The sequence below is a fragment of the Microbacterium sp. C23T genome (assembly GCF_053345975.1).
In genome coordinates this window covers 1-23965 of record NZ_JBKFBD010000036.1, presented here as the reverse complement: position 1 = coordinate 23965, position 23965 = coordinate 1, and the positions used below count along the sequence as shown (strand labels likewise).

17 protein-coding genes are annotated in these 23965 nt (G+C 69.0%); 9 read left to right on the top strand and 8 right to left on the bottom strand.

Annotated features, from left to right (window positions below; all coding sequences use genetic code 11):
• Window positions 1-57 precede the first annotated feature (57 nt).
• The gene (locus tag ACLBXX_RS17825; RefSeq protein ID WP_447659121.1) at window positions 58-444 is read left to right on the top strand and encodes a cupin domain-containing protein; all 387 of its coding nucleotides are present in this window, start codon (window positions 58-60) and stop codon (window positions 442-444) included.
• 11 nt (window positions 445-455) lie between these two features.
• Complete coding sequence (locus ACLBXX_RS17820) at window positions 456-746, top strand: DUF4287 domain-containing protein (RefSeq protein ID WP_447659120.1); 291 nt, start codon at window positions 456-458, stop codon at window positions 744-746.
• A 1-nt stretch (window position 747) separates the two neighbouring features.
• Here the strand turns inward: ACLBXX_RS17820 and ACLBXX_RS17815 are convergent, their stop codons facing one another.
• From ACLBXX_RS17815 to ACLBXX_RS17800, 4 genes are all read right to left on the bottom strand, one after another.
• Entirely contained in the window at window positions 748-2694 is a 1947-nt protein-coding gene (locus ACLBXX_RS17815) for a glycoside hydrolase family 127 protein (RefSeq protein WP_447659119.1), read from the bottom strand.
• A complete protein-coding gene (locus tag ACLBXX_RS17810; RefSeq protein ID WP_310285617.1) occupies window positions 2691-3584 on the bottom strand; it encodes a carbohydrate ABC transporter permease in 894 nt (297 codons plus the stop codon). Before ACLBXX_RS17810 ends, ACLBXX_RS17815 begins: the two co-directional genes overlap by 4 nt.
• Before the next feature lies 1 nt (window position 3585).
• Window positions 3586-4509: a carbohydrate ABC transporter permease gene (locus ACLBXX_RS17805; RefSeq protein ID WP_447659118.1), complete on the bottom strand. Its 924-nt coding sequence runs from the start codon at window positions 4507-4509 to the stop codon at window positions 3586-3588.
• A 93-nt stretch (window positions 4510-4602) separates the two neighbouring features.
• Window positions 4603-5901 (bottom strand): ABC transporter substrate-binding protein, encoded by a 1299-nt coding sequence (locus ACLBXX_RS17800; RefSeq protein WP_447659117.1) that lies wholly within the window; start codon window positions 5899-5901, stop codon window positions 4603-4605.
• A 184-nt stretch (window positions 5902-6085) separates the two neighbouring features.
• On the opposite strand from ACLBXX_RS17800, the gene ACLBXX_RS17795 reads away from it, so the two are divergent.
• Both ACLBXX_RS17795 and ACLBXX_RS17790 read left to right on the top strand, forming a co-directional pair.
• Window positions 6086-7111, top strand: coding sequence for a LacI family DNA-binding transcriptional regulator (locus tag ACLBXX_RS17795; protein WP_310285610.1), 1026 nt, complete (start codon window positions 6086-6088; stop codon window positions 7109-7111).
• A gap of 226 nt (window positions 7112-7337) precedes the next feature.
• Entirely contained in the window at window positions 7338-10676 is a 3339-nt protein-coding gene (locus ACLBXX_RS17790) for a family 43 glycosylhydrolase (protein WP_447659116.1), read from the top strand.
• 117 nt (window positions 10677-10793) lie between these two features.
• Here the strand turns inward: ACLBXX_RS17790 and ACLBXX_RS17785 are convergent, their stop codons facing one another.
• Both ACLBXX_RS17785 and ACLBXX_RS17780 read right to left on the bottom strand, forming a co-directional pair.
• Window positions 10794-11798 carry a LacI family DNA-binding transcriptional regulator gene (locus ACLBXX_RS17785; RefSeq protein WP_447659115.1) on the bottom strand — a complete coding sequence of 335 codons (1005 nt, stop codon included), beginning with the start codon at window positions 11796-11798 and terminating at the stop codon, window positions 10794-10796.
• A gap of 20 nt (window positions 11799-11818) precedes the next feature.
• Window positions 11819-13345 (bottom strand): alpha-N-arabinofuranosidase, encoded by a 1527-nt coding sequence (locus ACLBXX_RS17780; RefSeq protein WP_447659114.1) that lies wholly within the window; start codon window positions 13343-13345, stop codon window positions 11819-11821.
• 204 nt (window positions 13346-13549) lie between these two features.
• Between ACLBXX_RS17780 and ACLBXX_RS17775 the strand changes: the two genes are divergently transcribed.
• From ACLBXX_RS17775 to ACLBXX_RS17765, 3 genes are read left to right on the top strand one after another with little or no spacing between them, the layout of a single operon-like run.
• Complete coding sequence (locus ACLBXX_RS17775; protein WP_447659113.1) at window positions 13550-14797, top strand: sugar ABC transporter substrate-binding protein; 1248 nt, start codon at window positions 13550-13552, stop codon at window positions 14795-14797.
• Window positions 14798-14852: 55 nt separating this feature from the next.
• Window positions 14853-15782, top strand: a complete 930-nt coding sequence (locus tag ACLBXX_RS17770) for a carbohydrate ABC transporter permease (protein ID WP_447659112.1) — start codon at window positions 14853-14855, stop codon at window positions 15780-15782.
• On the top strand, window positions 15782-16609 hold the full coding sequence (locus ACLBXX_RS17765; RefSeq protein WP_447659111.1) for a carbohydrate ABC transporter permease: 828 nt from the start codon (window positions 15782-15784) through the stop codon (window positions 16607-16609). The genes ACLBXX_RS17770 and ACLBXX_RS17765 overlap by 1 nt, the downstream gene beginning before the upstream one ends.
• 6 nt (window positions 16610-16615) lie before the next feature.
• On the opposite strand, the gene ACLBXX_RS17760 is transcribed toward ACLBXX_RS17765, so the two are convergent.
• A complete protein-coding gene (locus ACLBXX_RS17760; RefSeq protein WP_447659110.1) occupies window positions 16616-17182 on the bottom strand; it encodes a DnaJ family domain-containing protein in 567 nt (188 codons plus the stop codon).
• Window positions 17183-17440: 258 nt separating this feature from the next.
• Here ACLBXX_RS17760 and ACLBXX_RS17755 point away from each other — a divergent pair, with 258 nt between their 5' ends.
• A complete protein-coding gene (locus ACLBXX_RS17755; RefSeq protein ID WP_447659109.1) occupies window positions 17441-18013 on the top strand; it encodes a hypothetical protein in 573 nt (190 codons plus the stop codon).
• A gap of 65 nt (window positions 18014-18078) precedes the next feature.
• On the opposite strand, the gene ACLBXX_RS17750 is transcribed toward ACLBXX_RS17755, so the two are convergent.
• Entirely contained in the window at window positions 18079-18924 is an 846-nt protein-coding gene (locus ACLBXX_RS17750) for an NAD-dependent epimerase/dehydratase family protein (RefSeq protein WP_447659108.1), read from the bottom strand.
• A 315-nt stretch (window positions 18925-19239) separates the two neighbouring features.
• Here ACLBXX_RS17750 and ACLBXX_RS17745 point away from each other — a divergent pair, with 315 nt between their 5' ends.
• Window positions 19240-23883, top strand: a complete 4644-nt coding sequence (locus ACLBXX_RS17745; RefSeq protein ID WP_447659107.1) for a galactose-binding domain-containing protein — start codon at window positions 19240-19242, stop codon at window positions 23881-23883.
• The last annotated feature ends 82 nt before the right edge of the window (window positions 23884-23965 follow it).

The following is a 23965-nucleotide window of genomic DNA, read 5'->3' as shown; positions in this document are numbered from 1 at the left end:
GTCGCGCACGGCGGCGAGCAGGGTGGGATCACACAGACCGACAGGACGGAGCATCCCATGAGCATCGCGATCCCCGACATCGTCCCGGCCGCCGACACCCGCGTCGGCACGGGGACCCTGCGCCGCTTCATCGGCGCCGAGCACGGCGCCGGCGTGTCGTACTTCTTCGTCGACAACGAGCCCGGGCAGGGCCCCGACATCCACCGGCACCCCTATCCCGAGACGTGGGTGCTCCTCGAAGGCGAGGCGCGCATCACGATCGACGGCGAGACGCTGCACGCGGTCGCCGGTGACACGGCGACCGCGCCGGCGGGGGCGTGGCACGGCTTCAAGAACTGCGGCGCCGGGCGGCTGCGGGTGCTGTGCATCCACGCCTCCGACCGCATCGTCCAGGAGTGGCAGGATGCTCCTGGAGTGCTCGACATCCCGTCCACCGGCAACTGAGGAGATCACACATGTCGTTCCAGGCATACCTCGACAACATCGAGTCGAAGACCGGCCTCACGCCGCGTCAGCTCATCGAGAAGGCGCACGAGAAGGGGTTCGACGAGAACACCAAGGCGACGCCGATCGTCGAGTGGCTCGCGGCCGATTACGGTCTCGGCCGCGGCCACGCGATGGCCATCGTGCACGTCGTCACCAAGGGTCCGCAGATCAGCGACAACCACGTGGGCACCGACACCACCCACTCCGACCCGTCGAACACTCTCTGGCTCGACGGCAAGGCGACCAACCCCAACCCCTGACTCAGGTCGCGGCGGGGATCCACACACGCATCGTCGAGGGTCCTCGCTCGGCCCACTCGTGATAGGGCACGAGGGGCACGGACAGGGATGCTGCGCCCCCGAGCCCGTCACCGGGCTCGCCGTAGGGCCAGCCGGCGTTGCTCTCGCGGTGCCGCACGACATCGATCCACACGCGGCCGTCGCGCTCGACGGGCGCGGCGCCGGGCGCCAGTGCGACCTGGGCCACGTCGTCGACGCCGGCGGCAGCGAGATCCACCGATTCAAGGGCGAACACCTCCGGGCCGCGCTCGATGACGAGGCATCCGCGCACGGCGTCGATGCGCTCGTCGGGAGCGGTCAGCCGGGGTGCCATGGGCAGCTCGAGCTCGACCACGTCTCCCGCCCGGAAGGCCCGTCGCACCTCGACGGCACCGGGCGCGGCGTCCGACTCGGCGGCGGCACCGCCGTTCGTGGGAACGACCCGCAGGCGCGCACCGTCGGCCCACGCGGGTACGCGGAGCGTGAGCGTCCATTCGGCGTCGGGCGCAGCATCCGGCACGATCACCCGGACGAGCCCCGACACCGGGTAGTCCGTCTCGACATCGAACGCGATCACACGGCCGTCGGGCAGCGTGGTGCGAACGGACGCCGGTGCGTACTGCTGCAGCTGCACCCCCTCGTCGTCGGCCGTCGCGAGGTACGTGTCGAGGCTCGCCAGTGTGCGGGCGACGTTCGGCGGGCAGCACGACACCTCGAACCACGGCGCGCGCAGCGACGACGAGGCGCGCGGCGACGTCGTGTCGGGGTCAGCGGGGATGCCGGGCACGCGCTGGTGCAGCGTGTTCGCGTAGAAGAACGCCCGGCCGTCGGGTGCGGCCGAGGTGGCGACGACGTTGTAGAGCGTGCGCTCGATGAGGTCGGCGTGGCGGGGGTCCGCCCCGGCCAGCAGCAGCCGCCACGAGAACATGATCGATCCGACGCCCGCACAGGTCTCGGAGTACGCGCGGTCGGCGGGCAGCTCCCAGTCCTCGCCGAACGCCTCGTCCTGGTGGTGGGAGCCCTGGCCGCCCGTGACGTAGGTGCGGCGCGCGACGGTGCGGTCCCACTGGCGGCGCAGCGCTTCGAGCAGCTCGTCGTCGCCGGTGTCGATCGCCACGTCGGCGGCACCGGCTGCGAGGTAGTTCGCCCGCACGGCGTGGCCGCGCAGCGCCTCGGCGTCGCGGACCGCGACGTCGTCCTGGTAGTACTTGCGTCCCCATTCGATGTCGCGCAGGGTGCCCCGGCCGTGCCGCTCGACGAACAGGCGCGCCTGCTCGAGGTAGCGGTCGTCCCCCGTGACGCGGGCGAGCTCGGCGAGGCCGACCTCGACGACCGCGTGGCCGCAGATCGCGTCGCGCCCGTCGGCGCCGAACTCGCGGCACACCATGTCGGCGGCGCGCCGCGCCACCTCGAGGAGCCCGTCGTCGGCCCCCCGCCGCGTGCGCTCCCGGGCGACGGCCGCCTGGAAGAGGTGGCCGAGGCAGTACAGCTCGTGCCCCCACTCGAGGTCGGACCACCGTGCGCCCTGACCGGGGCGGCCGAACCGCGTGTTGAGGTACCCGTCGGCCTCCTGCGCGGCGGCGACGCGACTCACGACCTCGCGGAAGCGCGCCTCCAGCGTGGCGTCGTCGGTGCGGCCGATCTCCCACGCGAGGCCCTCGAGGTACTTGTAGACCTCCGAGTCCGAGAACTCGCGGCCGCGGCGCCCCTCGGCGAGCCCGCCCGACACGGCGAGGTCGAAGTTGGGGAGCCATCCCTCGGATTCGAGGCGGGCGCCGATGTGCCGCAGCGTGCCGGCGGCGTTGACCGACTGCCGGTCGCCCCAGAAGCCGCCGGTGATGCGGACCTCGTTCTGGCCCAGCGGGCGCAGGCGTCCCCTCGACGGGGCGACGGGCGCCTGAGGTGCGGTGGTGGTGATCTGCATGGTCATCCCTTGAAGGCTCCCGACATGAATCCGCGGACATAGTGGCGCTGGAGCACCAGGAACAGGACGACGCACGGCAGCGCGAGCACGACGACTCCCGCCTCCGTCGCGCCGTAGTCGATGACGCCCATCACCTGGCCGCGGAGGTTCGCGACCGCCAGGGGGAGCGTCATCCGGTTGGTGTCGGTGATGAGGATGAGGGGCGCGATGAAGTCGTTCCACGCCGTGAGGAAGGCGAACAGTCCCACCGTGATGAGTCCGGGCTTGACGGCAGGCAGCAGCACGCGCCAGAGCGCCGAGAAGCTGTTGCAGCCGTCGACGAGCGCCGCCTCATCCATCTCCTTGGGGATCGACTCGAACGAGATGCGCATCATGAACATCGAGAACGGCAGCTGGAACATGGTGAGCACCAGCGCCACGCCGACCAGCGAGTTGTTGAGGCCGATCGCGTTGAGGATCACGTACAGCGGGATCAGCAGCGTCGCGTACGGCACCATCAGGATCGCGAGCACCAGCAGGAACAGAAGGTTCTTGCCGGGGAACGAGAAGCGCGCGAACGCGTAGCCGCCGAGGAACGATGTCACGAGCGTCAGGACCACGGTCAGCAGCGAGACGAACAGCGAGTTCCCGAGGTAGACCCAGATGCCCGCCTGGAAGTTCGCCAGCGACTCGTAGTTGCCGAAACCCCAGCCGTCGGTCTGAGCGGAGCCCGCCTGGGGGCTGAACGACGACACGGCGGTCCACACGAGCGGGTAAAGGAAGATGATCGCGAGCGCGCCGGTGAAGACGACATACGGGATGCCGTAGACGAGGCGCCCGCGCGGACGACCTGTCCGCGTCCCCCGATAGTCCGGCGCCACGATGGTGCGCGTCGAGGTGGTGTCTGTGAGGGTCATGTCAGCCCTCCTCGGGCTTGCGGAACGCGCGCAGCTGCACGACGTTGATGACGATGAGGGCCAGCAGCACGATGACCGACAGCGCCGCGGCGATTCCGAGGTCGTTCTTCCCCTGGAAGGCGACGTTGTAGATCAGCTGGACGATGGTCATGGTGCTGTTGTCGGGTCCGCCCTTGGTGAGGATGTAGAACTGGTCGAACGCCAGCAGCGATCCGGTCACGCACAGGACGATCGTCAGGGCGAAGGTGGGGCGCAGCAGCGGCACGGTGATGTGCCGGAAGGTCTGCCAGCGCGAGGCGCCGTCGATGCGGGCGGCCTCGAAGACGTCGTCGGGGATGCCCTGCAGGCCGACCAGCATGAGCAGCATGTAGAAGCCCGCGTACCGCCACACGATGAGGAACACCGTCGACCACAGCGCACCCTCGGGTGTGCCGAGGAAGGTGAAGCCCCAGGTCTCCATGAGATCGGCGAACGGGCCGGCGAACGGCGAGTAGAGCACGTAGAAGAGGAGGGATGCCGAGGCCAGGCCGAGCGCGCTCGGGATGAGGAAAGACGTGCGCAGGAAGCCCTTCCACGCGCTCGACTCCTGCACGAGGAGTGCGAGGCCGAGGCCGAGGCCGATCAGCAGCACGGTCGTGATGATCGTGTACTTGAGCGTGAACCTGATCGAGTCCCAGAACAGCCGGAGGTCCACGGCATCCGCGTAGTTCTCGGGGAAGTTCCAGCCCTGGTTGCCGCGCAGCAGCGGCCAGTCCGACCCCGACATCTGGAGTACCAGCAGCAGCGGGATGAGGAACAGGGCGACCACGAACAGCGCCGTCGGCAGGGCGTAGAGCCACCCTTGGACGGGGCCGCCGAGGGCGCTCCGGCTCTGGCGGTTCGCGCGCGGTGCTCGCGCGCGGCGCGCAGTGGTCGTGAAAGCCACGTCAGTCCTTCGTTCGGGGCTTGGGGAGAAGGTGGGGGAGAGAGAGCGGGGCGCATCGCTCGGTCGGTGCCGGCGATGCGCCCCGCCGGTGGATCACTCGCCGAGGACGGCGGTGATCTCGTCGTTGTCGGCGTCGACCGTGTCGGTGCCTTCGAGCACGGCGTTGCGCACGAGGGTCAGCCACGGGCTTCCCGGCGCGTTGAACGCCTGCTGGAACTGCAGTGCGACGGGGGTGTCGCCCTCACCGGCGACCTCGTTGATCGTCACCAGACGCGGGTCCTCCGAGGAGTACTCGTTGTTGGCGAGGTCGGAGCGCGAGACCGCGTTGCCGTCCTTCGCGAGCACCTGCACCTGCGCGTCGTCCGACATCATCCAGGAGAGGAAGTTCCACGCCTGGGCCGAGAGCTTCGAGTCCTTCGAGATGCCGATGCCGTCGCCGCCGACGAACGTCGATGCGCCGCCGTCGACACCGGGAAGGCCCGCCACGCCTGCGTCGAACTCGAGGCCCGACAGGAGGGTCGCAGGGTACGGCATGATTCCGACCTTGCCCTCCTGGAACCCGGCGACCCAGGTCGGTCCGGTCTCATCGGCCGACCCGGGAGCCACGGCGCCTGCGTCGTAGAGCTCCTTCCACGTGGAGTAGACCTCCTGCGCGGCCTCGCTGTTGAGCAGCGACTCGGTGCCCTCTTCGTTCATCACCTGGTCGCCCGAGGCCCAGACGCTCGGGAACCACGTGAAGACGAGGCATCCGCCGCAGTTGAGGCCTGCGGACGTGCCGGAGACGCCGTCCTTGCCGAGAGACTGGATGGCCTGCGCGGCTTCGGAGAACTCGGCGAGGGTCTCGGGGGCCTTCTCGGGGTCGAGCCCCGCCTCGGCGAACAGCTCCTTGTTCCACATCAGCATCGACAGGTCGAGGACGAAGGGCAGCACGTGCTCCTGCCCCTCGTAGGTGCCGGCCGACAGGTGGCCCTTGTTGATCGAGTCCTTGTAGTCCAGGCTGTCGATCTGGTCGGTGATGTCCGCGAACAGGCCCTGCTCGACCCAGTTGGGCACGTACACGATGTCGGCGGCGAACAGGTCGGGCAGGCCGCTCGCACCCGCGGCGGCGCCGACCTTCGCGACGTAGTCGTCGTTGGGGACGACGGTCAGCTCGACCTGGTTCTTGTGGCTCTCGTTGTACGCGTCGACCAGAAGGTTCGCCTGGCGCTCCATCGGCGCGCGCGTCCACAGCGTCAGGGTCGAGCCGTCGTCGACTCCTTCAGCGGGAATGGATGCGGCGGGTTCGGGGCTGTCGCCGCCTCCGGCGCAGGCGGCGAGGCCCCCGATGAGGGCTCCCGCCGTGACGAGGACGGTGGCCGTCCGCAGTGCGGCACGACGTCGGGTGGTGATCATGCAACTGTCTCCTCTGGCTCTTCTTCGAGCGGATGACGCTGGACGGGTCGGCATCGCTGCGAGTGGGTGCAATGGACGAAAACCGAAATCGGCGAAATCCATTTCGAGCAAGCTATCGTGGCGATTGCGAGACCGTCAAGTATGGTCTTCGATAACGTTTGAGCACCCGAAAGGAAGGTGACTCGTGGCAACGAGCGAAAACGGGTCGCGCGCCGCGACGCTGAGCGATGTGGCTCGGCGCGCGGGAGTGTCGATCGCGACGGCGTCGAAGGCGCTCAACAACCGCGACGACGTCGCCGTCGCGACGCGGCAGCGCGTCCTGCGCGCGGCCGACGAGTTGTCGTTCACCCCCAACGCGATGGCCAAGGGACTGCTCGCCGGCCGCACCGGCACCGTCGGGCTTCTCACCAGCGACCTCGAGGGCCGCTTCATGATCCCCATCCTGATGGGCGCCGAAGACGCGTTCGGGGCGGGGCAGATCAACGTGTTCCTGTGCGATGCGCGCGGCGACGCCATCCGCGAGCAGCACCATCTCAAGGCCCTGCTGAGCCGTCGCGTCGACGGGATCATCGTCGTCGGGCGGCAGACCGATCCCCGCCCGTCCCTCGGGCAGGACCTCCCGGTCCCGGTCGTGTACGCGTATGCGCCGTCCGACGACCCGCGCGACCTCTCACTGACTCCCGACAACTACGCGGGCGGGCGCCTCGCCGTCGAGCACCTGATCGCCTGCGGGCGATCCCGCATCGCCGTCATCACGGGCGACCCCGCCTACGCGGCAGCGCAGGACCGCGTCGCGGGAGCTCGTGCCGGGCTGGCGGCGGCAGGGCTGGAGCTCGTGGGCGAGCCGATGTTCTCGGAATGGACGGAGCACTGGGGCCGAGATGCCGCGGCGATCTTGCTGCAGCGGCACCCCGACGTCGATGCGATCTTCTGCGGATCCGACCAGATCGCGCGCGGAGCGCTGGACACCGCGCGCGACCTGGGACGCAGCGTGCCCGACGACCTCGCGGTGATCGGCTACGACAACTGGGAGGTGCTCGCGACCAATTCGCGGCCTCAGCTCACGAGCATCGACGCGAACCTGCAGCAGCTCGGACGCCAGGCCGCGCAACGGGTGTTCGACGCCATCGACGGCGTGAACATCGGCCAGGGAAGCCATCACCTTCCGGTGCGGCTCGTGATCCGGGGATCGACGATCCCGCGTCGATGAGGCGGTGCGTCGTCGAGGACGGCGCGTAGTTTCGAAATTCTCGAAAACGATTGCGCTCGCACGTGGGTCACTGCCAAACTGCCCCTCACGCGGGATTTCAGCGTCGAGAACACCAATTGTGAGCGCCAACATCGCTGCTGTGGTGTCAACCGGTTTCGGTGCTCGTCGAGTCGCTGTCGCGTACCCGGCCGAGACCAGCCGCTGACGAAACAAAGGTGATTCACGAATGAACGACCACGTCCTGGCGCGGGCAGCAGTGGCGACAGCCGCCGCTGTCGCGCTGATCCTCGCAGGCGGCGCCGCACCGGCATCCGCCGCCGACGCCCCACCACCGACGCGCACCATCACATCCGCCGGCAACCCGATCATCGCCGACGGATCCCTGTACACCGCCGACGCCGCACCTCTCGTGGGGGCGGACGGCCGGCTGTACATCTACACCGGCCACGACGAGGCGTCGGCGCAGCAGGCGGGGTTCGCGATGCGCGACTACGCGGTGCTCGCGACCGACGACGTGGCATCGGGCGAATGGGACGTCTACCAGAACGCCCTCGACCCGGACGCGGTGTTCTCGTGGGCCTCGGGCAACGCGGCCTACGCCGGTCACGCCGTGCTGGGCGGTGACGGCAAGTACTACTGGTACGTGCCGGTGGAGTCGAAGGACACGACCCAGGCCAACCGCATGGCGATCGGCGTCGCCGTCTCCGACTCGCCGGTCGGGCCATGGACCGACGCGATCGGGGCGCCGCTGGTGAAATGGTCCGACGTGTTCGGCTCGAGCACCAACGGCCAGGAGGTGATCGACCCGCACGTGTTCACGGACACGGACGGCACCGTCTACCTCTACTGGGGCTCCTGGAGTGTCGCGCGCGTCGTGAAGCTCACCTCCTCGATGACCGCGCTCGACGGCGCGATCTCGACGATGTCGGGTCTCACCTCGTTCTACGAGGCGCCGTGGGTGTTCAAGAAGAACGGGCTGTACTACCTGCTCTACGACTGGAAGCAGGGCGGCAGCGCCTGCACACCGTCGAACTACCAGGCGTGCATCGGGTACGCGACGTCGACGAGTGCCACGGGGCCGTGGAACTACCAGGGCATCATCCTGTCGGGCACGTCCGCGACGACCGTGCACCCGTCGCTCATCGACTTCGAGGGCAAGTCGTACCTCACCTACCACACTAAGGATGCGGTGGGCGGTGGGCACTTCCGCCGGTCCGTCGCGATCGACGAGGTCCAGTGGGACGGCGCGAAGATCCTGCCCGTCACGCAGACCCTCGCGAAGGATCCGAAGCGGATCCCGTCGGCCAACCTCGCGCTCGACGCGCAGGTGAAGGCGTCCTTCACCGAGCAGCCCCCGATGCGGACCACCGCGGTCAATGACGGATTCCGCGCCACGACGGCGCTCCTGCCGCCCGACCAGTGGGGCAACTACCGGGGAACGACGAGCGCCAACGAGACCGACTGGCTCTCGTACCAGTGGACGGCACCGGTGCGCACCGGCTCGGTCGGCATCCAGTTCCACCAGGACTCCAACTGGATCCGTCCGCCCGCCTCGTGGAAGCTCGAATACCTCGACGCCGCGGGGGACTGGCGACCGGTCGAGAACGCGACGTACCCGACGACGGTCAACACGTGGCTGACGGTGAACTTCACGCCGGTGACCACGACCGCGCTGCGCGCGACGTTCGCCGGCCGTGCCAGCGGCGCGTACTTCAACTCCGTGTCGGTTTCGGAGTGGGAGGTCTACGCCCGCGAGGCCGCGGTGCCCGCGCCCGTCGCGGTGCACACCAAGCCCGCAGTCGCACCGGTGCTCCCCGCCGCTGTGCGGATCACGGTCGACGGCGCGCAGCAGTGGGCGCCGGTCAACTGGCTGCCGGTGAAGGCGTCCGACTACGCAGAGGCGGGCACGTTCACGGCGACCGGCCGAGCGCTCGGTGTCGCCGCGGGTCTGGTCCAGGCGGACGTCACCGTCAGCTCGGACGACCCGCCCGCACCGCCGGCGGACCACGATGCCCCGACCGTCACGCTGGCGGCCTCCGGGACGTCGGGTGCTGACGGCTGGTTCGCCTCGAACGTCACGCTGCGCGCCTCGGCCGAGGACGCGGTCGACTACCTCACCACGGTGTCGACCCGCATCGGCGCCGGCGCCTGGACGGCGACGCCGAACGTGCGCTTCGCCGAGGTCACGGTGACCGCAGAGGGGACGAGCACCGTCGCCGCCCGCGCCGAGGACTCGTCGGGCAACGTGTCGAGCGAGGTGAGCCGCACGGTCAAGATCGACAAGACGGCTCCGACCGCGAACGCCGCGCTCGACGCCGCCGCGCGCACGGTGTCGATCTCCGCGACCGACGCCGGATCCGGCGTGGCCGCGATCGAGTATCGCTTCGACGGCGCCGGGGCATGGGTTGCGGCGACGGCGGGCGCGGCGATCGCCGCACCCGACGGGCTGCCGCACCAGCTCACCTACCGCGTGCGCGACGTCGCCGGCAACACGGCGAACGGCACGGTGACGATTCCCAAGGACCCGAACGCTCAGCTCACGGGCAACATCTCGTCGTATGCGACGGCCACCGCCTCGTTCACGAGCGGCTGGGAGAACGTCAACGGTCTCAAGGACGGCACCAACGCGCCGTTCGAGAACGCGGCGGCCAAGTACGCGACGAGTTGGGGGACCTGGCCGCAGGCCGGCCAGCAGACCGCACGGCTGACGTGGTCGTTCTCGGTCGACGTCGACTCGGTGGGTGTGTGGTGGTACCGCGACAGCCCCGATACCGCGAACGCCGGCATGATCCCGCCCAAGAGCTGGGTGCTGCAGTACCTCGACGCCGACGGCACGACGTGGCGTGACGTCACCCTCGACGCCGGCCAGTCGTACGGTCGCACCGGCAGCGGATTCGACCGCGTCGACTTCGCCCCGGTGAAGACGACGGCGCTGCGGATCGTGTCGCAGTCCTGGGGTGCCGCGGAGGGTGGCGGATCGACCGGCATCCGCGAGTGGCAGGTCATCGCCGCGGCACCTGACGCGACGCCCGCGATCGAGGTGCCGGCCACTGCCGTCGCGGCGGGGTCCGAGTTCCCGGTGACGCTGACCGGCGGCATCCCGAACGTGGACTACACCGTGACGCTCGAACCGGGCGGGATCGCTCTCGGGACGCTGCACACCGATGGCAGCGGCGCGGGCTCGCTCACGGCAGGGCTCCGCACGGACCTCGCCGCGGGGGAGTACACGGTGCGCGTCGCCCGCGGTGACGTCACGATCGAGAAGAAGATCACGGTGGCGCTGCCCGCGCTGCAGGTCGAGGCCTCTGCGGCTCCTCGCTGTGTCGCGGGGAAGGTGCAGCTGGTGACCGTGGTCAAGAACGTCAGCGGCACGGCGCTCCAGGTCGACGTGTCTTCGACGTACGGATCGAAGTCGCTCGCCGTGCAGCCGGGCAAGTCGGCTTCGATCGCCTTCGCCACCCGCTCCGCGTCGGTCGCCGGCGGCGCGATCGCCGTCGCCGCAGCTGCGGAAGATGGACGCACGGCGCAGGTGGAGGCAGCCTTCTCGGCCATCACCTGTCAGTGAGCGCTCGCGCCGACCGAGCGAGCTCGTGAATGGTGCGGCGTCCCAGACTCGGAGGATCCGGGTCTGGGACGCCGCGTCCTTCGGCTCAGTCGGCCGCCGCGTCTGCGCGTGGCCGGGTCAGGCCGAGCGGCGCACGACGAGTGAGCAGTCGGTCATGAGTTCGGCGGGTGCGGCCGCGCGTCCTTCGACCCGCGATGCCAGCAGATCGACGGCCTGCTTCGCGATCTGACCCGTCCCCGGGTCGATCGTCGTCAGCGGTGGGACGGAGAACTCGGCCATCGGAACATTGTCGAAGCCGATGATCGCGATGTCGTCGGGCGCGCGCAGCCCCCGTGCGGCCAGCGTGTGCAGCGCGCCGAACGCAAGAGTGTCGTTGAAGCAGAAGACCGCTTCAGGCGGCTCGGGCAGGCTGAGGAGCTGGGCCATCCCGGTCGCGCCGTCGCGCAGATGCCACTGCTTCGCGACGACGACGTAGTCATCGCGGATGGGGAGTCCGCGATCGACCAGCTCCCGCGAATAGCCGTCCAGCCGGAGCGAGGCGGCGCTGACCGTGCTGACGTCGGGGTTGGATCCGATGACGGCGATCCTGCGGTGACCGCGGTCCATGAGGTAGCGCGTCGCCATCGCGGCGGCTTCGGTGTTCGCCATGCCGACGTGGTCGACCGGGCCGTTGAAGATGCGGTCGCCGAGGATGACGAGCCGGTCGTTGCCCGCGAGATGACGTTCGTCACCCGGTCCGAGGGCATGCGGCTGGAAGATCAGGCCATCCGAATGCTGGCGACGTGCGCCCGAGAGGATCGCCAGCTCGGTTTCGCGCCGCGCCCCCGTCTGCTCGATGACGACCCCCCAGCCATGGCGTTCGGCCTCGATCATGATGCGGCTCGCGAGGTCGCTGAAGTAGTCGATGCCGAGATCGGGGATGGCGAGGCCGATGGTGCCGGTGCGTCCGGTCCGCAGGCTGCGCGCCGACGTGTTCATCCGGTAGCCGAGCTCCTCGACCGCGCGGAGCACCCGCTCCCGAGTCTCCGGGCGCACGGCGGCGCTCCCGGAGAGGACGTTCGAGACGGTGCGGGCGGTCACCCCCGCGCGTTCGCCGACATCGGCCATCGTGACGCTGGTCATCGGTGTTCGCACGACCCCCCTCATCCGTCGACCGAACAGGCCAGCTCGATCCCCGCCCATGATATGGGTGGCAGCGTCAGACGCAGCCGGCCGCCTTCGAGCACCGTCGTCGGGGTGCGGCGCGTCACCCGCACGCGGGACTGCGCAGTGTTCGCGGCGTGCGGGTCGGGATGCCACAGGAGCTCGGCGCGGTCGACCCGGTTCGGGCGGAATCGCGCGAGGTCGACCTCGATGACGGCCGGCGTGTCCGTCGAACGATTCGTCAGGAAGACATGGGCGGCGCCCCCCGACGGATCGCGGGTAACCGTGGTCACGACGTCGGAGTCTGCGGTGCGATTCGTCGCGAAGACCGTGTGCCCCGCACTGCGAGCCATCGCGGCGAAGGGGAAGTAGGTGGTCTGGCGCCAGGCCGGCCCGTCTGCTTCGGCGCGGATCGGCCCGATCACGTTGACGAGCTGAGCCATGGCGGCGATGCCCACGGTGTCGCAGTGCGCGAGGATGCTCTGCAGCAGCGACCCCACGACGACGGCGTCGGCGACGGTGTAGTCCTGCTCGAGCAGGCGGGGAGCCAGCTCGAAGTCCCGCTCCTCCTTGATGTCGTCGTACGCGCGGAAGTTCCACACATTCCACTCGTCGAGGCTGATCCGGACGTCTCGGGCCCCGGGGTGCCGTGCGCGGACCCGGCGGATCACGTCCTGCACGCCGTCGAGGAAGGCGTCCAACCTGTCGGCGGAGCGGAGGAAGCCCGCGAGGTCGTCGTCCTCGTAGAAGTAGATGTGGCACGAGAGGTAGTCGACGAGTTCGATCGTGCGCTCGAGCACCGTCTCCTCCCAGGTGCCGAAGGTCGGCATGTCGGCGTTCGAGCTGCCGACGACGACGAGCTCCAGCGACGGGTCGAACATGCGCATGGCGTTCGCCGCGGATGCCGCGACGTCGGCGTAGTGCGTGGCACTCTTGTGGCCGAGCTGCCAGGGGCCGTCGAGTTCGTTTCCGAGGCACCAGGTGCGGACATCGTGGGGGAGCGGGGCGCCGTTGCCGATCCTTTCGTCGGAGAGCGTCGTGCCGCCCGGGTGGTTCGCGTACTCGAGCAGCTGCAGCGCCGATCGGACGTCCCCGAGCCCGAGGTTGAGCGCCAGCATCGGCTCGGTGCCCGCCGCGCGGCACCACGCGATGAACTCGTCGGTGCCGAACTCGTTCGTCTCGACGGACTTCCACGCGAGGTCGAGGCGACGCGGGCGCTCGGCCACCGGTCCGATGCCGTCGCGCCAGTCGTAGCCGGAGACGAAGTTGCCTCCCGGATACCGGACGACGGTCACGCCGAGTTCGCGTACCAGCGCGGTCACGTCCGAACGGAAGCCCTGGGCATCGGCTGCGGGGTGCGCCGGATCGAAGATCCCGCCGTACACGCCGCGCCCGAGGTGCTCGACGAACGACCCGAACAGCCGAGGATCGGCTGTGCCGATGGGTGCTCCCACGGTGACGGGTACGTGCTGCGGCGCGCTGGTCGCAGCGGACCCGCGGGGAGCGGCGATCAGCGGACGTGTCACGGAAGACCTCATTTCATCGATGAACTGATGGCACGCTAATCGGCCCGTTCCCCGAGTGTCAAGCCGGAGTGGCGGGAATCAGAATTCGCAGAATTCAGTTGACGAAAGCGATTTCGATCGCCATGATGCCCAAAGAAGCGATTTGCCACATCGAATTTCATCGATGAAATCGCGGGCTCACACACATCCCAGGAGGCGTAAGCAATGAAGCACACTCGTCTACGGCCGCTGGCCGGGCTGACGGCCGGCCTGGCCGTGGCCGCACTCGCACTGAGCGGCTGCGCCGGCGGCGACGATTCGGGCGGCGGCCCGGTGACCCTCACGGTCTGGCACTACTACAACACCGATGGCCAGGTCGCGACGCTGGAGGCGATGGCGGCGTCCTTCACCGACGAGCACCCCGATGTCACCGTCGACTACCAGTACATCCCCGTCGAGCAGATGACGACGAAGGCCGTCACCGCGGCCGGAGCCAAGACGGGCCCCGACGTCATCGTCTTCGGCGCATCGGGCACCTACGACCTGTCCCAGTCGGGGGCGATCGAACCGATGGACTGGTTCGAGGACTTCGACGGCGCCGACCAGTTCCCCGACGGCGCCATGCAGCGCATCGACGGAACCCTGTTCGGGGTGCAGGGGTTCGTGAACCTGCTCGGCCTCTGGTACAACTCCGACATGATGGCCGAGCTCGGCATCGACGCGCCGCCGGCCACGATCGACGAGCTCGAGGAGGACATGGCCCTGGCGGTCGCCGCCGGCAAAGAGGGGATCACCCTGACGGGGAAGCCGGGCCTCGAGAGCCAGTGGCAGGGTTTCCCCTGGTTCACGTCCCACGGCTTCGACTATGCGGATGCGCAGGCCGGACCGATGGCAGACACCTACACGATGCTGCAGGACTGGGTGGACGCGGGTTACCTCTCGAAGGAGGCGGCCACGTGGGATCAGACCGTCCCGTTCCAGCAGTTCGCCGCCGGCTCCGCGCTGTTCGCCGTCAACGGGAACTGGCAGATCGCGGCGGCCGAGGAGGCCGCCTTCGAGTACGGCGTCGCGCCCCTGCCCATCAGCGACAAGGGCGGTGTGCTCCTCGGCGGCGAGGTGCAGAACATCGGCGCCTTCTCGAAGCACAAGGACCTCGCGCAGGAGTACCTGGAGTCCACGTTCTTCTCCACGGAGGGCGAGCTCGAGCTGCTGAAGGGCTTCGGCGCGATCCCCACCCGGTCAGACGCGGCATCCGCCTCGGAGATCGGTGACGACCCCATCCTCAGCGTCTTCGCACAGATCGTGCAGGCGCAGGGCCGGCCTTCGCCGAGCCCGGCCGTGCCGTCGGCCAACGTCAACGCGGTCGAGGGCCTGGTGGGCGATTTCTGGAGCAAGGCCATCGCGGAGGAGGGCTCGCCGGACCAGCTCGCGGACGACCTCATGACGCGGCTGCTGCCGTTGCTGGAGAACTGAGACCGCAATGACAGGGACGGAATCCGTCACAACGGTGCGGCCCTCCCGTTCGCTCGTGTCGTCCCCGCCGGGCTCGCGCCCGACGGGGACGACCCGCGTGCGACGCAGGCCTGCTGCATCCGACCGGCGTCTCGCGTTCGCCCTGCCCGCGGCCGCCCTCCTTGCGGCCCTTGCGGTATGGCCGTTGCTGGTGCTGGGACGCATGAGCGTGAGCGCCGTCACCGGGGCGACCCTCAACCGCGAGTGGGAGTTCGTGGGCTTCGCCAACTACGCACAGCTCCTGGCCGACCCCGACTTCACGAAGGTCGTCGTGAACACGGTCGCCTTCGTGGTGGTCGTCACGGCTCTCGGGATGGCGGGCGGTTTCGCGGCAGCCGTGTCGGTGTGGTCGGGCACGAAGGGCGGCGCGTTCCTCCTGGGCGTGATGGTGTTCGTCTGGGCGCTCCCGCCGGTCATCAACGGCTCGATCTGGAAGTTCCTGCTCGCCGACCACGGCCTGGTGAACGAGTCGCTGCGAGCGCTCGGACTCGGCGCGGGTGGTGTCGGCTTCCTGTACGACCCGAAGCTGGCGCTGTGGTCGGTCGCCCTCGTGAACGCGTGGGCCGTGATCCCGTTCAACGCGCTCATCTTCCGCGCCGCGTTGCTGAGCATCGACGAGTCGGTCCTCGAGGCGGCCGAGGTGGACGGCGCGCGGCCGCGGCATCGCGTGCGCTACATCTTCCTGCCGCATGTGCGCCCGGCGGCCACGGTGCTCACCGTGCTGACGATCGTCTACGCCTTCCGCAGCTTCGACTTCATCTACGTCATGACTGCGGGAGGCCCCGGCACGTCGTCCTCGACACTCCCGTACCTCGCCTATGTCGAGGCGTTCCAGCGACTCGACTACGGGACGGGGGCTGCGACGGCCCTCTTGTCGCTCCTGGTCGTCGTGGTGTTCGCCCTCGTCTACGCGCGAGATGTCCGTCGCAATGAGGAGGTGCTGTGATGACCGCCACCCGACGACGTGCGGAGCCGCTCGCCTTCACCGTCCGCATCGTGCTGTTCCTGCTGTACGGGCTGCCGCTGCTGTGGATCGTGCTCACCTCGCTCAAGAGCCAGAGCGAGGTGCTCACGTCCCAGGCCTCCGTGTTCTTCACACCCACATGGGATGCCTACGCCTCCGCGTTCGCAGACCCGCAGCTGGGCGCATCGATGCGCCAGTCGGCGATCATCGCGGTCGGCACGACCGTGGTGTGCCTGGTCTTCGCGATCCCGGCCGCCTATGCGCTGGCCCGCGTGACGAGCAGGATCGTGGTGCCGGCGCTCGCGCTGCTCGTGGTGCTGCAGATGATCCCGCAGACGGCGAACCTCATCCCGCTGTTCTGGCTGCTGGCGCAGTTCGGGCTGCTCGACACGGATGCGGGTCTGATCCTGGCGGACGCCGCGTTGCTCCTGCCGTGGGCGGTGCTCCTGCTTCGGCCGTTCTTCTCCGCGATCCCGCTGGCGATCGAGGAGGCCGGCCGCATCGACGGGGCGAGGACTGTCCGCGCTTTCTTCTCGCTCGCGCTGCCGCTGGCCAGGAACGGGATCCTGACCGTCGGGTCGATCCTCTTCCTGGTGTCGTGGGGCGAGTTCCTGTACGGGATCACCTTCATGCTGTCGCCGGAGAAGTACCCGATGAGCGCCTTGATCGCGCAGCAGGCAGGAGCCTTCGGCATCGACTGGCCGAGGATGATGGCCTTCGCGGTCGTGTCGGCGCTGCCGGTGTTCGTCGTGTACGTCTTCAGCTATCGGCTCTTGCGCACCGGACTCACTCTGGGTGCGGTGAAATGACGGCCGTCACCCCCGCGGGCGCCGCCACCACGGGCGACGCGGGGGTGCGGCATCCGTCTCCTCGGCGATCGATGCGGCGCGCGCTTCCCGCCGTTCCCGCCACGCGGCAAGTTCGGCCTCGACCTCGCGCGTGGGCGTCACGACCGGCGGGCCGCCGAGCAGCTGGCGCCGGGCTTCGATCACCCGGCGGTTGAAGTCCTCGACCGCCTCGCGCACGTCGGTCTCGTGCCCGAGGCCGTCGAGTCTCGCCTCGAGCTCGGCGTTCTCGACGCGGAGCATGAGCGCCGGCGGGCCGAGGCCGGTGAGCTGCTCGGTCTCGATCTTGCGGCGGATCCACCAGTCCGGGTCGTGCGTCCCGCCGAGGCCCGGTATCGGCTTGCCGGCGCCGGGCAGGTCGTCGAACTCGCCCTGGCGGATCGCCTGCTGGATCGCCGTCTCGACGACCGCCGCGCGATCGGCCGCGGAGTACGCACGCGCGGCCTGCGATGGCGGGGACGCAGCATCCGTGTGTTCGCCGTCATCGTCGCGTTCCGCGCGGTAGCGCGCGGCGGCGAGGCGTGGATCTTCGGCCATGCGTGCACCTCCTCGGGGCGAGGTCCGGTTCGAGCCTACGGCGAACGCGGGCGAAGCCGGCGAGCACGGGACGGATGCCGCGGGTCGCCGACCATTCAGGAATCTCCCAGGAATCCGCTCACACCCGCGGAATTCCGCGCCTCGCGGACGGCGAGCTGGCGGGAGTCGGACCCGGTCGCCCAATCCGCTCGGGTGCCCCCTCCGGATGACCCGATGTGCGGGGAACACCGCACGTCACGGAACGGAAGGAATGATCCGATGCGCAAGACGACGCGAGCTGGACTGATGGGAACCGCAGGAATCGGCGCTGTGGCATTGGCGGTGGCGGGCTTCTCGATCCCCGCGAACGCCGACGACCACACGTCCGCGGCGGAGGACACCCACACGTCGGCGCACGCCCTCGATTCGCTCGACGCCTTCCAGGGGTGGGCCTGGGTCGATGACGCGCTGGACGCGAACGACAACACGATCGGCAGCGTCGGTGTCGGCGGCGGCCTCATCGACGGTCCGCTGGTGCGCGACGTTGCGAACGGCCCGATCCTCTCGGGCAACGACGCACCCGTGCTCTCCGGCAACGACGTCAGCGCCCCGATCGGTTCGGGCAATGATGTGAGCGTCGACGCTCCCGTCGGCTCGGGCAACGAGGTCGCCGGCGGCAACTTTGTCGGCAACGGGACGAACGTCGGCTCGGGCAACGACACCGGCGTCGCGGTGGGCGAGGTGGGCGCCGAGATCGGCGACCTGACGAGCGACATCGGCACCCACGTCGACGATCTCGTCGGCGATGTCTCGAGCGATGTCGACGATCTGGTCGGCGACCTGCTCGGCTGATCACTCCGCGGGGTGTGGGCAGCGGCGCCGGGAGATTCCCGGCTCCGCTGTCGCGTGCGGCTGCGTCAGCTCACCTCATCGCGCCACGAATGCTGCGGGTCGTACCCGAGCAGGCGCCGGGCCTTGTCGATCGACAGGAGGGTGTCGTGCTCTCCGAAGTCCCGCGTCTCGACGCCGGGGAAGACTTCTGCGACCAGTTCCGCATTGGGCCGAGACATCACGGTGTCGGCGGCGGCGATGATGTACGTCTCGAAGCCCGGGGGCGCGACCTCGAGCGCGCGCTCGATCGCCTGCGCGCCATCGCGGGCGTCGATGTAGCCCCAGAGGTTCCACTTGCGCTTGAGCGCGTCGTCGTCGTACGACGGGAACGCCTCGTAGTCCTCCGGCACCATCACGTTCGAGAACCGCAGGCCCGTGATCGACAGATCGGGGTGCCAGCGCACGAGCTCGACGGCCATGCGCTCCTCGAGCGTCTTCACGAGCGAGTACACGGACTCGGGACGCGGCGGGTACTCCTCGTCGACCGGGATGTACGGCGGCGGCACGTCGAAGGGGAGTCCCAGCACCGTCTCGCTCGACGCGTACACGATGCGACGGATGCCGAGCCTCACGGCCGCCCAGAACACGTTGAACGTCGCGGTCATGTTGTTGTGGAAGGTCGCGACATCGGAACGGATGCCGGGAGCCGGGATCGCGCCGAGGTGCACGACGGCGTCGAACCCGTCGTGCCGGTCGTTCACGGCGGCGAGGGCGTCGACGACCTGGCCGTAGTCGGTGAGGTCGACCTGGACGAAGTCCGGCCCGCGGGTGCCGACGACGTCGATGCCGATGACGTCGTGACCGGCCGCGCGAAGCTCGCGGGCGACGACGGTGCCGAGTTTGCCGGACGAGCCGGTGAGGGCGATGCGCATGGATCCAGCTTGCCAGCACTGGCCGACGCCGGGGCCGCCTCAGCCCACTCGGACAGGCCGTCTCGACGTCGCAAGCGTTTTCGGCATGAAGGAGGGTGAATAGATACCGGTAACACGAAAACTTCGAAAACCATTGCGCTCTGCCTTTCGTCACTGCTTTACTGGCGCGGACCCGGTTCGCCCCGACCGTCCCCGTGCGGCGTCGCCGAGTCATCCGTTCCCCGATGGAGAGGATGGGCGATGTCGCCTACAACCAGGAGAAGAACGGCTGCCGCAGCGACGATCTGCGCGCTGACGGCAGCCACACTCGCGTTCGTGCCGACGAACGCATTCGGAGCCCCCGTGCCGGGCAACGAATCCGACGTCGGCGTCTACACGAACGGCCAGACCGACACGATGGACATCGGCGACCCGACGTACACGAACCTCGCGGAGGTCGAGCAGAAGCTCGTTCCCGGCGTGGACTGGACGGCGGAGAGCATGCACGGCGCGATCTTCGAGAAGGATCTCGCCGCAGGAGGCACCGACTACTACCTCGACCGCATCCTCGGAGTGACGGGCACGGCGAACAACACCGTCCTCCAGACGCGCGGTCGCTCGCTGTACCTGCGCGGCGGCAGCACGTGGGGCGTCATGGGCTTCGCAGGCTCGACCTATGTCGGCGGGCCCAACAACCTCGGATCCTTCTACTCGGTCATCGTCCCCGGGCAGACCGTCACGGAGGTGGGCGCCCAGCGATTCAACGCGCCCAGCCACGCGAAGTCGCGGTACAACATCGGCACCACGGGCGTGGTGGCCGACATGAAGAAGTTCATCACGTACGACAACGTCGCCGTCACCACGATCGCGTTCCAGAACCCGGGCGGCGCCGCACAGACCTTCACCGTTCGCGCCGCATCGCCGCTGGCGACCGGCGCCGGTGACGCGGGCGACGAGCTCGTCGGCACGCGCACCATCACCAGCGGTTCCAACAACGGACTCAACGACACGGCGTGGTCGCAGGTCGACATCGCACTGAAGGCACCCGGCTTCACGCGGTCGGGCTCGAACCTCGACCGCCAGATCACGGTTCCGGCCGGTGGCACGGTCGAGATCTCCGTCGTCGGAGCGCTCTCCAGCGACGGCATGCCTGCCGGAGCGGAGCAGCTGCAGGCGTACGCCGCTCTCGCGCCGGCGGATGCCTTCCGCACCGGCGTCACCGAGTTCAACCAGCGCTGGGCCGAGGACATCCCCTACATCGATGTGCCCGACGCGGCGATCGAGAAGGCGATCGTCTACCGGTGGTGGGGCGAGCGCTACAACGCGCTCGACACGAACGAGGCGGGCTACGTCTACCAATACCCGACCACCGTCGAAGGCTCGAACCTCTACCAGAACGCGGTCGTGCTGACGCAGCCGATGCATCTGCAGGACACGAAGTGGATCCGCAACCCGTACCTCGCGTACGGCCAGATCCTCAACGTGGGAGAGCTGTCGGGATCGTCGGCGTTCCTCGACAGCCCCGGTCACACGAGCTGGAACAACCACTACTCGCAGTACATCGGCACGGCCGGCCTCGAGGCGTACAACGTCTACGGCGGTGGACCGGCGATCGCGGAGAAGTTCGCGTCGTACTTCGAGGGCGACGGCGTCGGTCAGCTCGAGCACTACGACGGCAACGACGACATGCTGATCGCGTACGACACGAACTACATGCCCGGCAACGACTCCGACGCCATCACCTTCGGCTACCCGAAGACGAACGCCTCGGCGGCGGGGGCTCGCACGATCGAGCGCCCGGAGTCCGCGTACGTGTGGGGCGCCTTCGACGCGGCCGCTCAGCTCTACGAGCAGGCGGGTGCGGATGCCTCGAAGGTCGCCGAGATGCGCACCGCCGCTGACGGGATCCAGAGCGAGGTCCTCGACCGGCTGTGGAGCGAAGAGATGCGGATGTTCCTCGCGGGCACCTCGCACGGAGCCCAGGCCGCAGCATCCTCGAACGGCGGGGCCAACCCGCTGAGCACCGCGGAGCGGGACCTCATCCCGGCCAAGGAGTCGAACCTCTACGACATCTACTCGGAGGGGCTCATCCCCAAGGAGGACGCCGAGAAGTACGTGGACGGCTACCGGTTCCTCCGGTACGGCGACAACTTCCCGATCTTCCCGTTCTACACGGCCAACCAGTACGACCGGGCGAAGTTCGGGATCGGGGGGTCGAACAACTTCTCGAACATCAACTTCACCGTGCAGTACCGCGCGGTGCGGGCCGCGCTGCGCGACTACGACCCGGAGCAGAAGTACATCACTCCGGAGTATGCCGAGCGCCTGCTGCAGTGGATGGCGTGGAGCATCTACCCGAACGGTGACGCCCGCGTGGCCAACCAGTCCGAGTACTACTCGAACTGGAACCCCGCCACGAAGACGTACAACCGCAACAACCCGAACCACGTGATGCTCGGCAACATGAACTACATCTACGTGGAGGACATGGGCGGCATCCGTCCTCGCGCGGACGACAAGATCGAGCTCTGGCCGATCGACCTCGGCTACGGGAACTTCATGGTGAACAACCTGAACTACCACGGCAAGGACCTGACGATCGTCTGGGACGAGGACGGCTCGGAGTACGGCCTGGGCGCCGGCTACAGCCTGTTCGTCGACGGCGAGCGCAAGGCGACCGCCGATGACCTCGGCCGGTTCGTCTACGACCCGGCGACGAACGAGATCGTCGAGTCGGACGAGGGCCTGGACGTCGAGGTGGTCGCCGAGGAGGGCGCCGACGTGCCCACCGCCGTCGACACCCCGATCCAGGACGAGCGTGTCGTGTCGTACCTCAAGACTGCGGGCATCGACCTCGAAGAGGACGCGGCCAACCTGGCCTCGGGTGCGACGCTGTCGTCGTCCGCGACGCAGCAGGGCGCGCGTCCGGCCGCCTGGCGCAACTTCCACACGCCGGGCTTCTCGACGGGTTCGATGAACTACACCCCGGGTGCCATCAAGGAGACCGAGCGGCCCGTGACGCTGAACGCCGTCAACGACGGCATCACCGCCAACGAGCCGTACTGGGGCAACTACGGCACCGGTCAGGCCGGAGGCTACGTCGACATCGACTTCGGCTCGCCGAAGACGTTCGACAACGTCAAGGTGTGGTTCGTCAGCGACCGTCAGGCCGGGGGCTACCACGAGCCGCAGGGCTACGCGATCCAGGTGCAGAACGGTGCGGGCGAGTGGGTCACCGTGCCCGACGCCTTCAAGGCGCCGAAGATCCCGGGGCCGAAGTTCAACGAGGCGCTGTTCGAGACGGTCACCGCGAGCAAGGTGCGCGTGGCGTTCACGAACACACCGTCGTTCTCCACCGCGATCTCGGAGATCCAGGTCTTCGACTCGGGCCGCGAGGTCCCGGTGGTCGTCAACGACGCGCCGGTGGTCACCGCGACCGCCGACCGCTCCCGCGACGGCAACCTCTCGACGACGCTCGTCGGAACGGCGACGGACGACGGCATCCCGGAGTCGGGCACGCTGACGTACAGCTGGTCGACGGTGTCGGCCCCCGCGGGCGCCGGCGTCATCTTCTCGGACCAGAACGCACTGCGCACCACCGTGACGGGCACCGTCGCCGGCGCGTACGTGTTCCGGCTCCAGGCGAGTGACGGCGCGCTCACCACGCAGCGCGATGTGTCTCTCGACCTCACCGAGAAGGCCACGTCCGCCGAGTACGGCGCGGTCGCGACGATCACCTCGAGTGGTGTCGCCTCCTGGGAGAACCAGAACCGGGTGAACGAGGCCACCACACCCGCCAGCTCGAACCCGGGTGCGGGCAACGGCTGGGGCAACTGGGGTCAGACGGCCAACGGCACGTCGGTGGCGAACGCCGCATGGCTGCGGTACACCTGGCAGTCGCCGGTGCGGATCAGCTCGACGGAGATCTACTGGTATGACGACAACGGCGGGACGCGGTCGCCGCGAGCCGACACGTACGTCATCGAGTCGTCCAACGACGGCACGAACTGGACTCCGGTGACCCTCACCAACGGCTCCACCTACGCCGCGGGCCTCAAGCTGAACGCCTTCAACCGCTTCGAGTTCGAGGCGATCGAGGCGAGCCAGCTCCGCGTGCGCATCACGGGCGTGCAGACCGGCGGCGCCGGCACCGGTGTGCTGCGCTGGCGGGTGAACGGCGAGACGGTCGCGTCTGTGGACGCGCCTGTCGTGGTCCGCACGGTCGTGGGTGAGATCCCGCAGCTGCCGGCTGAGCTGGATGTCGTCTTCGCGAGCGGTGCGCGGGGCTCGGTGCCCTTCACCTGGCAGGCGATCACCGCCGAGCAGGTCGCCGAGACCAACGTCGAGCCGTTCACCGTGTACGGCACCAACACCGCGTACGGGCTCATCGCCCAGGCGCAGGTGTACGTCCGGCCGGAGAACTCGCAGGGCGGCATCTCGATCCAGGGAGCGCAGCAGTTCGAGCAGACCGTCGAGGTCGGCGAGCTGCCGTGGCTGCCGGAGCGGGTCGCCGTGTCGTACAACGACGGCTCACGCGACAACCGGGCGATCGGCGTCGAGTGGGACTTCGACGAGTCGATCGTGCAGACGCCGGGCGTCTACGAGATCCGCGGTCAGCTGATCCTGCCGTCGTACGTCAGCACCGCCGGCACCACGTCGACGACGCTGACCCTGACGGTCGGTGACGGCATCGCACCCGGACCGAAGGTGTCGGCCACCGTCGACACCCGCTGCGTGGCGGGCAAGATCCAGCTGGTCGTGAAGGCGACCAACGAGCACGACGAACCCGTCACGCTCGCGCTGGCATCGGACTACGGCACCAAGCAGGTCACGGGCGTCGAGGCCGGCAAGTCGGTCAGCAACGCCTTCGCGGTACGCGCCGCGTCGGTGACCGCCGGTGAGGTGTCGGTGACCGCCACGGCGGCCGACGGCTCCACCACCACGGTGAAGGCGCCGTACACGGCGAAGTCCTGCGGCTGATCCACAGGCCGGAGGGGGGGGGGGGGCCCCCCCCCCCCCCCCCGCGCAACCCACACACCCCCAGCCTGGCCCCCGGGGGGGG

Bases quoted from the DNA above. Each gene is read 5' to 3' on its own strand.
- ACLBXX_RS17825 (WP_447659121.1), top strand. From the start codon at position 58: ATGAGCATCGCGATCCCCGACATCGTCCCGGCCGCCGACACCCGCGTC.
- ACLBXX_RS17750 (WP_447659108.1), bottom strand. From the start codon at position 18,924: ATGCGCATCGCCCTCACCGGCTCGTCCGGCAAACTCGGCACCGTCGTC.
- ACLBXX_RS17820 (WP_447659120.1), top strand. From the start codon at position 456: ATGTCGTTCCAGGCATACCTCGACAACATCGAGTCGAAGACCGGCCTC.
- ACLBXX_RS17765 (WP_447659111.1), top strand. From the start codon at position 15,782: ATGACCGCCACCCGACGACGTGCGGAGCCGCTCGCCTTCACCGTCCGC.
- ACLBXX_RS17800 (WP_447659117.1), bottom strand. From the start codon at position 5,901: ATGATCACCACCCGACGTCGTGCCGCACTGCGGACGGCCACCGTCCTC.
- ACLBXX_RS17785 (WP_447659115.1), bottom strand. From the start codon at position 11,798: ATGACCAGCGTCACGATGGCCGATGTCGGCGAACGCGCGGGGGTGACC.
- ACLBXX_RS17760 (WP_447659110.1), bottom strand. From the start codon at position 17,182: ATGGCCGAAGATCCACGCCTCGCCGCCGCGCGCTACCGCGCGGAACGC.
- ACLBXX_RS17815 (WP_447659119.1), bottom strand. From the start codon at position 2,694: ATGACCATGCAGATCACCACCACCGCACCTCAGGCGCCCGTCGCCCCG.
- ACLBXX_RS17790 (WP_447659116.1), top strand. From the start codon at position 7,338: ATGAACGACCACGTCCTGGCGCGGGCAGCAGTGGCGACAGCCGCCGCT.
- ACLBXX_RS17775 (WP_447659113.1), top strand. From the start codon at position 13,550: ATGAAGCACACTCGTCTACGGCCGCTGGCCGGGCTGACGGCCGGCCTG.
- ACLBXX_RS17810 (WP_310285617.1), bottom strand. From the start codon at position 3,584: ATGACCCTCACAGACACCACCTCGACGCGCACCATCGTGGCGCCGGAC.
- ACLBXX_RS17755 (WP_447659109.1), top strand. From the start codon at position 17,441: ATGCGCAAGACGACGCGAGCTGGACTGATGGGAACCGCAGGAATCGGC.